The sequence below is a fragment of the uncultured Campylobacter sp. genome, from assembly GCF_938030815.1.
Lineage (GTDB): Bacteria > Campylobacterota > Campylobacteria > Campylobacterales > Campylobacteraceae > Campylobacter_B.
Genome location: NZ_CALHII010000108.1, coordinates 1 through 9,348 on the forward strand (window position 1 = coordinate 1; position 9,348 = coordinate 9,348).

A 9,348-nucleotide genomic window follows, 5' to 3' on the forward strand; every position below is an offset into this window, starting at 1 on the left:
CGCTCACAAACCAATCATCGCGTCGGCGAGCAGCCGCTGCATATCACAAAGAGCCGCTATTTTGCGGATCTGTTCGCAAGCTGCTCGCGCGGCTATGAAGTGCATTTCGCGGCTATTTGCCGATAAAATTTTTCTGCAACCACTCCATCGCTTTTTCTTCGCTTTCAAATCTCCCGCTTTTGGCGACTTGAAACTGCCCCTCATAGAAGCGAATTCTAATACCGTCTTGGACACTATCTACCTTGATACGCGTGATCCTGTCTTTGTTTAGATAGGTTCGTTCGTTTAGCTTTACAAACATCGTTTCTCCTTTAAATTTAATGGTTTTTATCTTTCGCTTTACTTGCGTCTTTCTCGCCCTCTTTTTTCAAAAAAAGCTCCTTAAAGCGCTCGTTTGCGTAGTGTTCTATATCGCTTTGCAGCTGCTTATATGCAGCGATCAGCTCATAGGCGCGCGCATTTAGCGTCGTGCCTGCGGCATTGCCGCCGCCTTGCTTGGTGCTAAAGAGCTCCTCTTGCAGATTTTTTTGTAAAATTTGCAGATGGCTCCAGCACTTTTTGTAGTTCATCCCCAAAACCTCGGCGGCTTTAGAGATGGAGCCCGTTTGGGCGATCACGTCTAGCACTTCGGTTTTGCCCTTGCCGAAAATGAGCTCGCCCTGCGCATTTTCGATCCAAGTTTTCGTTTTTACTCTCATTCTTTTGCCTTTCTTCTCCTTAAAGCAGCCCAGCTGACAATATTTCACGTCTATGCCGTGCTCCTTAAGCGTAGAGCGCACCGTATCGAACCCTACTCCGCCGCTAGCTACAGCTCGGGCGTCACGGCAAAAAATCCGTCTTTTCTCATCCAAAAGCGGATCTAGCTTTTGCAGCGCCTTTATGCTACCTCCGCTGCATTGCAGCTTGCCGAACTGTCCGAGTTCGCAGCGATCTATCCGTATCCCTTCGCGCGCCGCGAGATCTCCTACGACGCTTGCATCTACGCCTAATTTGGCGGCGATCTTAAACGCCGCGCCGCAATCGAGCTTGCCGCTCGGATTTAGTAAATTTAAAATCAGCCTTTTGATCTCGTTTGCTTTTTTGTCGTCTATCTTGATATCTATCTCCATGCCGCCTTCTTAACTCAAAATTCTCTCTTCGCCGCTATAAACGTTTAAATTTTCGCCGCGCGCGAAGCCGCAAAGGGTAAGATCAAATTTACGCGCGATCACGACGCCCAGGCTCGTAGGAGCCGTGCGCGAAACAAGCGCACTAATGCCGCTCATCACGGCTTTGGCGACCATTTCGGAGCTTAGCCTGCCGCTTACCAAAAGAAGCGAGCCCTGCGTATCGTGCCCCACCAAGACCGCCTTGCCGACCGATTTATCGATGGTATTGTGCTGGGCGATATCCTCGCCGATAAAATGCTCGCCGCCCGCGGTAAAGAGCTTTGCGGTGTGCACACAGCCGGTCATCTCGTAAAGCTCGCACTGCGTGTAAAACTCGCTCATCAAATTTAAAATTTCATTCTTATGAAATTTAACGTCCGAGCGGACTTTACGCGCCGCCATCGCTGCAGGATCGATATTTGCGGTAGAGCTGCGCCCGCAGCCGCTAATGATGACCTTTTCGGCATCAAAGCTATTTAGCCGCTTTTCGTTTATCTCGCCGCATACATTCACGCTAAGTCCGTCCGGCGCGAGCTCGATGCTTTTTATACCGCTTGGATCCGAGATCAAATTTTCGCTGATTAGGTAGCCTGCTGCTAGCGCCTCCTGATCGGTCGGAGTGGCCATCACTGCGCCGAAACGCTTGCCGTTTAGTAAAATTTCAAGCTTGATCTCGCGCACCAAGATATCGCTTACGATCCTTCTTTCATTCCCTTTAAATTTAACTATCTCCGCCCTATAAATCGGCTCCATAGACCTTCCTTATTTTAATTTCGCCCGTATCGTAGTGAAATTTTGCTTAAATAGCCTTAATTCGCCGAAGTAAAGCCGAAGCGGCGTGCGTAAATTTAAAGCGCTCGCAGTTTTGTATTTAAAAAATCGCGTGGAAAATTCCACGAGCCGCTCGCACCGTGAGCACAAGCGGCCATGAAGCGCCCGCAAAGATAAAATTTCATCAAATTTTGCCGCTGCCAGCAGCCGCGATTAAATTTCATCTTTGCAAAGCGGGCGGAATTTACCGCCCAAACTACCTATGCACCGGCGATAGATAAGGTTTCTCGGAGTGCATTGACATCTCGTTTTGTCTTCTGAACTCGATAAACTCGCTCTCGCTAAGCTTTCTGATATTTGCGATCGTCATCTTTAGCGGTGGGATGCCAGATAGCGGATCCAGATCGCCCGCATGCACGAGCTCGTTGCCGTCGGCCTCGCTGTAATGGAAGGTCGTAAATATCGTGCCTTCTTTCAAATCCGGATTTATGCGAAGCTTCGCGGCGATCTGACCGCGCTTATTTTTGACGAGCGCATAGCAGCCTTCGGTAAGCTCGCGTTCGCGTGCGATGTCCGGGCTTACCTCGATGAGCGCGCCTTCTGCGCCCGCGCCGTACTCTAGCGCGCGACACTCTCTCGTCATCGTGCCCGTATGGTAGTGATAAACCTTACGTCCGGTCGTAAATAAGCACGGATAAATTTCATCCGGAATCTCGCTAAGCGCGCCGCTTCCCACTGGATAATCATCAGGAATTTTCATCTTGGCTCTAAAATCCGCCTCAGCTTTAGCGCGCTCCTCTTTATCATCCACGTAAAGTACCGGCACCATTCTAAATTTACCATCAGGCAGCATCGATTTATGATCTGCGTAAAGAACCGGTGTGCCCGGATGATCTTCATCAGGACATGGCCAGCTGATGCCGCCTAGCTTATCTAGCCTATAGTAGCTAATACCGCCGAAAAATTTAGGCATTAATGCACGCACTTCGTTCCAAATTTCTTCCGCACTTAAAAAATCAAACCCTTCAAGTCCCATTCTTTGCGCGATATTGCAAACTACCTTCCAATCAGGCTCTACGCCAGGAGCCGGCTCGCTTGCCTTGCGCGTGCGCTGGACGCGACGGGAAGTGTTTAAAAAGGTGCCATCCTTCTCGCCCCAGCCGGCAGCAGGTAGTACGACGTCGGCCTTCTGTGCGCTCTCGGTAAAGAAAAGATCCTGCACGATAAAGCAATCCAAATGGTGCGTTGCATGCACAAAGTGTTCCGTCCAAGGATCGCTCATTACGGGATTTTCACCGTAAACGTAGAGTAGCTTCAGCTCGCCGCTATCCATCTTATCTGGAGCAATCGTAAGTTTAAAGCCTGGAGTTGGATTTAGCTCGAAGTGCCATACTCTGCGCGCCTGCTCCTGAGCATAAGCGGAATTTACCGCGCCTGCAGGGATGACGTTAGGTAGCGCGCCCATATCGCATGCGCCCTGGACGTTGTTTTGACCGCGCAAAGGATTTACGCCTGCGCCTCGTTTGCCTAAATTCCCCGTCAAAATAGCTAAATTTGAAAGCGAAAAGACGTTTGAGGTGCCGTCGCTAAACTGTGTGATACCCATCGTGTAGCAGATCGCCGCTGCGCCTGCTTTAGCATACATTCTAGCAGCTTCGATTACGAGCTCTTTTTTCACGCCCGTCTCGCGCTCAAATCGCTCAGGCGTAAAGTCCTTAACCGCCTCTTTTAAATACTCGTAGCCGTGAGCGTAGTTTTTGATAAACTCGTCATCTTGCAAATTTTCGGCAATGATAACATTCATAATGGTATTTAGCGTCTTAATGTTCGCGCCCACTGGGATTTGCAGATAGATATCGGCTTTTTTCGCCATATCTGTGCGCTTTGGATCTACGACGATCATCTTGGCGCCGCGCTGCAAGCCTCGCTGCATCTGCATAGCGATGATCGGGTGACACTCGCTCGTGTTGGTGCCGATGAGTAAAAATACGTCCGTATCGGTAGCGAATTCTACCAAATCGTTCGTCATCGTTCCGTTTCCTAGCGTGTTGGCAAGACCTGCCACTGTAGGAGCGTGTCAAAGACGAGCGCAGTGATCGACGTTATTGCTGCCCTGAGCACGGAAAAATTTCTGAAAAACGTAGTTGTCTTCGTTATTTGAGCGCGCCGAGCTAAAACCCATTATTGAGCTTGGGCCATATTTAGCGACGGTCTCTTTAAATTTAGACGCTACAAAATCATAAGCCTCTTCAAAGCTTACCTCCTCAAGTTTGCCGCTTCTATCGAATACTCCGTTTTTCTTACGGATCATAGGTTTGGCAAGGCGTTTTGGAGAGTTTACGAACTCCCAGCCGAACATCCCTTTTAAGCATAGCTCGCCGTCATTTACGTGGTGGGCCTGCGTAGGGCGCGCGTTTACGATCCTGCCGTCTTTTACGATAAGATCGATACCACAGCCGGTGCCGCAGTAAGGACAAGTCGTTTTGACAATCTTTTCTCTGGACTGCATAATATTCCTTTCAAGAATTTTGGTTTGCACGGCTATTATACTTTCTAGATTATAAAAGAATTTTTAAATTAGTGAATTTTTTTAAGCAAAATTTAAGCAATATGCAAATATCGCATATTAAATTGAATAGTTAAATTTTACGCTTTTAGTTCGGTAATGGCGGCGTTTTAGCGTAAAATTTATCGCTTATCGCAAAAGACGCTTTTTAAGCTAACTTTTATAATTTTAATAGAATTTTGAAATTATATTACGCTCCGTTTTATTTCAAAGCACAATTAAATTTTTATGAAATTTTAATGCTAATTTATCGGTATAATATATTAATTTAATTAAATGAAAATCTATATTAAAATTTATCAAAAACTCGCTATCCTGATAAAATTTGGGCCACTAAATTTAAAATTTATAAAATTATTATTTTATATCTGAAATTCATGCAGAAAAAACTTTGATTTTAATCTAGACTAAGCCGTTTTTTTATGCTATTATCCAAAACATTAATAGAAATTTACATTCTAAACGAAAGGTTAATCTCATGGATAGACGAGACTTTATAAAAAGCTCTGCAGCAGCGGCTGCCTGTAGCGTTGCGGGCATCAGTTTACCTAGCAGTCTTAGTGCTGCGGACAAAGCCGAAAAAGGCTGGCGCTGGGACAAGGCGGCCTGTCGCTTCTGCGGCACCGGCTGCGGCATCATGGTAGCCACCAAAGACGGCAAAATCGTAGCGGTCAAAGGCGATCCGCTAGCGCCCGTAAATCGCGGTCTAAACTGCATCAAAGGCTACTTCAACGCCAAGATCATGTATGGCGCCGATCGCATTACCAAGCCTCTTTTGCGCGTAAATTCCAAGGGCGAATTCGACAAAAAGGGAAAATTTATCGAGATCAGCTGGCAAAGAGCGTTCGACGAAATGGAGAAGCATTTCAGGCGCGCCTATAACGAAGGCGGTCCCGAGGGCTTTGCCGTACTTGGTAGCGGTCAATACACGATCCCGGAAGGTTACGCCGCAGCAAAGCTAGTAAAGGCGGGCTTTCGCTCCAATAATCTCGATCCTAATGCTCGCCAGTGCATGGCTAGCGCCGTCGTAGGCTTTATGCAAACCTTCGGTATTGACGAGCCTGCGGGTGTTTTCGACGATATCGAGCTAACCGATACCATCATCGCTTGGGGCGCGAATATGGCTGAGATGCACCCTATCCTTTGGTCTCGTGTCTCCGACCATAAGCTTCACAACCCGGACCGCGTAAAAGTTATAAATCTCTCGACATACTCTAGCCGCACTTCAAACATCGCCGATATTGAAATTATATTCCGTCCAAATACCGATCTTGCGATATGGAACTACATAGCAAGGGAGATCGTTTATAACCATCCAGAGATGATAGACGAAAAATTCATTAAAGAGCACTGTGTGTTCGCTACAGGCCCTGTGGATATCGGCTACGGCTTGCGAGAAGATATAAATCATAAAAAATACCGCAAAACCGAGCTTGACACCGCGGCTAAGCAAAAATCTAAAATTTTAAGCAAATCCGAGGGCGTTACGTTAGCATATTTGGGTATGAAAGAGGGCGACGTACTCGAAAACAAACACTCTGACAAATCGGATGCTCACTGGCTCATAAGCTTCGAAGAATTTAAAAAAGCGCTAGAGCCTTACACGCTAGATTTCGTAGCGCCTTTGGCCAAGGGTAACGAGGATGAGGATTTAGAAGCATTTAAGACCAAGCTAAAGCAGCTAGCAGATTATTACATCGAAAAGGACCGCAAAGTAGTAAGCTTTTGGACGATGGGCTTTAATCAGCACTCAAGAGGAACCTGGGTCAATGAGCAAAGCTACATGGTACATTTCCTTCTCGGCAAGCAAGCCAAGCCCGGCTGCGGAGCGTTTTCGCTTACCGGTCAGCCTAGCGCTTGCGGCACGGCTAGAGAGGTGGGCACGTTTTCTCACCGCCTACCTGCTGATATGGTCGTGGCAAATCCGGCTCATAGAAAGGTTTCCGAAAAAATTTGGAAGCTTCCCGAGGGCACGATAAATCCGAAACCAGGCGCACATTATGTACAGGCTCTGCGCAATCTCGAAGACGGCAAGATAAAATGGCTGTGGGTTCAGGTAAATAACCCGTGGCAGCAGATCGCCAACGCAAATCACTGGATCGCAGCGGCGCGCGAGATGGATAACTTCATCGTAGTAAGCGATCCATATCCGGGACTAAGCGCAAAGGTAGCTGATCTAATCCTACCAACCGCGATGATCTACGAAAAATGGGGCGCATACGGCAATGCCGAGCGCAGAACGCAGTGGTGGAGACAGCAGGTCCTTCCTGTGGGCGACGCGATGAGCGATACGTGGCAGATGCTAGAGTTTTCCAAGCGCTTCAAACTCAAGGATTTCTGGGGCGAGATTAAAGTAAATGATAAGCTTACGTTACCAAGTGTCTTAGATAAAATTTCAGAATTCGGCTATACGCCAGAGACTACACTATTTGAAGTGCTCTTTGCAAACAAAGACGCTCAGGCTTTCGCTGCAAAAGATCCGATTATGGCAAGCTTCGATAACTCCGAAGTAAACGGCGACTCTCGTGGCGTAATCGGCAGCGACGGCAAAGAATTTAAAGGATATGGTTTTTTCATCCAAAAATATCTCTGGGAAGAATACCGAAAATTCGGCACCGGTCACGGACACGACCTAGCGGATTTCGATACCTATCACCGCGTACGCGGTCTTAGATGGCCAGTCGTAGACGGCAAAGAAACGCTTTGGCGCTTTAACGCACAATACGATCCTTATGCCAAAAAAGCGGCTCCGGATAGCGACTTCGCCTTCTATGGCAACGCTAAAGCGGCGCTTCCTAGCGGCGATCTGAAATCCGCTACTTCTGGCGAAGAAAAAACAAGCCTTGCCAATAAAGCTAAAATTTTCTTCCGTCCGTATATGGATCCTGTAGAAGTGCCAAGCGAGGAGTATCCTTTCTGGCTATGTACGGGTCGCGTGCTGGAGCACTGGCATACGGGCACTATGACTATGCGCGTGCCGGAGCTTTATCGCGCGGTGCCTGAAGCAAGATGCTATATGAACGAAGCCGACGGCGCCAAAATCGGCGTGCAACAAAACGAAATCGTCTGGATCGAGTCGCGCCGCGGCAAGGTAAAAGCGCGCGTAGACTTCCACGGACGTAACATTCCGCCGAAAGGGCTTATTTTCGTGCCGTTTTTTGACGAGAAGGTTTATATCAACCGCGTCACGCTCGATCATACCTGTCCGCTTTCAAAAGAGACCGACTACAAAAAATGCGCGGTTAAAATTTACAAGGCGTAAATTATGGATAGGCGTGAGGTCTTAGGTATTCTTTCTTTAGCTGCGGGCGTAGGCGTTCTGGGGCTCGGAGTCGCAAACTCTAACGAGCACGCCAGACTCCGCCCGCCCGGAGCTATAAGCGAGAAAGAATTTCTTAGCAAATGCCTAAGGTGCGGACTTTGTGTCGAGGCGTGCCCATTTGATACGCTTAAGCTTGCGAGCTTTTGCGATCATGCTATTGCAAACGGCACACCGTTTTTTATCCCGCGCGAAATTCCATGCTATATGTGCGACGACATACCTTGCGTCGCGGCCTGTCCTAGCGACGCACTAGATAAAAGCTTAGTAAGCGAAGACTCCAAGCTTAATGTGCGTCTATCCAAAATGGGCGTTGCGGTCATAGATACCGAGCATTGCATCGCTTATGCCGGTATCCAATGTGACGCGTGCGTGCGAAACTGCCCCGTAATGGATAAAGCGCTCAGGATCGATTATCGTCACAACAACCGCACCGAAAAGCACGCCCTACTCGTGCCCGTCGTAGATAGCGACTACTGCACGGGTTGCGGTAAGTGCGAGCATGCCTGCGTCACGAAAAAGGCGGCTATCAGCGTCGTGGAGCGCGAGCGCGTCATGGGAATTTCCAGCGATAACTACGTCAAAGGCTGGATCAAGGGCGACGACGCGAAGCTAAAGGACGCAGACACCAAAATCAAGCTCGATCCGCAAAAAAGCAAGGACTACTTAAACGAGGACGATCTAATGGAAGGGGCTAGGCAATGAAATATACTATTTTAAGGCGTTTAAGCCAAATTTCTATTCTAGTCCTTTTTATTTTAGGAAATAATTTCGCCTTCAAAGCCGCGAGCGAAAACGGAATTTTATCAGGAATTCTAAAGGGCAATCTAAGCTCGTCGAAACTTTTCGGCACGATTAATCTAAGCGATCCGTTTGCGACGGCGCAGATGCTGCTAGCCAGCTTTTCTTTAGGCGCTACGGCGGTTATCGGAGCGCTTATCGTAGGAGCATTTTATGCGCTTATAGCGCCGCGATTATATTGCTCGTGGGTCTGCCCGATAAATTTACTGACCGATCTTGCCGCGTGGCTTCGTAAAAAATTTGGCGTGCACACCAAATTTTTAAACGTAAATCGCAAAGCTCGCTACGTCCTAGCGGTGCTAGCGCTCATTTGCAGCGGAGCTTTCGGCTTTGCGGCGTTTGAGAGCGTAAATTTTATCTCGCTTTTCGCGCGCGCCGTCATATCGCTAAGTGCCAGTGCGTTTGCAATCGCGCTGCTGATCGTAGTTTTTGAAATTTTTGCAGGCGATCGCACGATCTGTTCGCGACTATGCCCGCTCGGCGGATTTTGGGCGGCGCTTAGCTATTTTAGCATCATTCGCATTCGCCACAAGGTTGATAAATGCACGATGTGCGGCAAATGCAAAATGGTCTGCCCCGAAGTGCAGGTACTTAAGATGGTCGGACGCGAAAACGGGCGCGTTAGCAGCGAGTGTATCAGCTGCGGACGCTGCATCGAAGTATGCGATGACGATGCGTTAAATTTTAGTATATTAGGAGTGAAAAAATGAAAAAAATGGTTTTAAGCTTGGCTCTTGCATGCT

At 48.1% G+C, this 9,348-nt stretch carries 7 protein-coding genes; 3 read left to right on the forward strand and 4 right to left on the reverse strand.

Features of this window, described 5'->3' with window-relative positions:
* Window positions 1–112: 112 nt before the first annotated feature.
* The 4 genes from Q0277_RS03790 to Q0277_RS03805 all read right to left on the reverse strand — a co-directional run bounded on the left by Q0277_RS03790 (window position 113) and on the right by Q0277_RS03805 (window position 4,428).
* Complete coding sequence (locus Q0277_RS03790) at window positions 113–301, reverse strand: sodium-dependent tyrosine transporter (protein ID WP_177388229.1); 189 nt, start codon at window positions 299–301, stop codon at window positions 113–115.
* A gap of 16 nt (window positions 302–317) precedes the next feature.
* Entirely contained in the window at window positions 318–1,109 is a 792-nt protein-coding gene (locus tag Q0277_RS03795) for a LysR family transcriptional regulator (RefSeq protein WP_297995781.1), read from the reverse strand.
* 9 nt (window positions 1,110–1,118) lie between these two features.
* A complete protein-coding gene (gene fdhD, locus Q0277_RS03800; protein ID WP_297995783.1) occupies window positions 1,119–1,901 on the reverse strand; it encodes a formate dehydrogenase accessory sulfurtransferase FdhD in 783 nt (260 codons plus the stop codon).
* Window positions 1,902–2,175: 274 nt separating this feature from the next.
* Window positions 2,176–4,428 carry a molybdopterin-dependent oxidoreductase gene (locus Q0277_RS03805; RefSeq protein ID WP_297961179.1) on the reverse strand — a complete coding sequence of 751 codons (2,253 nt, stop codon included), beginning with the start codon at window positions 4,426–4,428 and terminating at the stop codon, window positions 2,176–2,178.
* 535 nt (window positions 4,429–4,963) lie between these two features.
* Here Q0277_RS03805 and napA point away from each other — a divergent pair.
* The 3 genes from napA to napH are packed head-to-tail and all read left to right on the forward strand — an operon-like array spanning window position 4,964 to window position 9,315.
* Window positions 4,964–7,747: a nitrate reductase catalytic subunit NapA gene (gene napA / locus Q0277_RS03810; protein ID WP_297995785.1), complete on the forward strand. Its 2,784-nt coding sequence runs from the start codon at window positions 4,964–4,966 to the stop codon at window positions 7,745–7,747.
* A gap of 3 nt (window positions 7,748–7,750) precedes the next feature.
* Entirely contained in the window at window positions 7,751–8,509 is a 759-nt protein-coding gene (napG, locus tag Q0277_RS03815) for a ferredoxin-type protein NapG (protein ID WP_297995787.1), read from the forward strand.
* Entirely contained in the window at window positions 8,506–9,315 is an 810-nt protein-coding gene (gene napH, locus Q0277_RS03820) for a quinol dehydrogenase ferredoxin subunit NapH (protein ID WP_297995788.1), read from the forward strand. Before napG ends, napH begins: the two co-directional genes overlap by 4 nt.
* The last annotated feature ends 33 nt before the right edge of the window (window positions 9,316–9,348 follow it).